Annotated in this window: 1 protein-coding gene; it reads right to left on the reverse strand. The window is 71.6% G+C overall.

Annotated elements, in window-relative coordinates; all coding sequences use genetic code 11:
- A partial coding sequence (locus tag IO33_RS53420) for a polyketide synthase (protein ID WP_245236102.1) occupies positions 1-556 on the reverse strand: 556 nt, incomplete at both ends.

A 556-nucleotide genomic window follows, 5' to 3' on the forward strand; every position in this document is an offset into this window, starting at 1 on the left:
CGGAGTGGGCTCGTCCACGTGCAGGGTCCGCGGCAGCACACCGTGCCGCATCGCCATCACCATCTTGATGATGCCGCCGACACCGGCGGCGGCCTGGGCATGACCGATGTTCGACTTCAGCGAACCCAGCCACAACGGCCGGTCCTCCGACCGCTCCCGGCCGTACGTCGCGATGAGCGCCTGCGCCTCGATCGGGTCACCCAGCCGCGTCCCCGTACCGTGCGCCTCCACCGCGTCGACCTGGTGCGAGGACACACCGGCGTTCGCCAGCGCCTGCCGGATCACCCGCTGCTGCGCCGGCCCGTTCGGAGCCGTCAGACCGTTCGAGGCGCCGTCCTGGTTCACGCCGTCCTGGTTCACCGCCGTACCGCGAACGACCGCCAGCACCCGGTGGCCGTTGCGCCGGGCGTCGGACAGCCGCTCCACAAGCAGCATGCCCGCACCCTCGGCCCAGCCGGTACCGTCCGCAGCGGCACCGAACGCCTTGCACCGACCGTCCGCCGACAGGCCACGCTGACGGCTGAACTCCACGAACGTCGAGGGAGTCGCCATGACG

The sequence above is a fragment of the Streptomyces durhamensis genome, from assembly GCF_000725475.1.
Taxonomy (GTDB): domain Bacteria; phylum Actinomycetota; class Actinomycetes; order Streptomycetales; family Streptomycetaceae; genus Streptomyces; species Streptomyces filipinensis.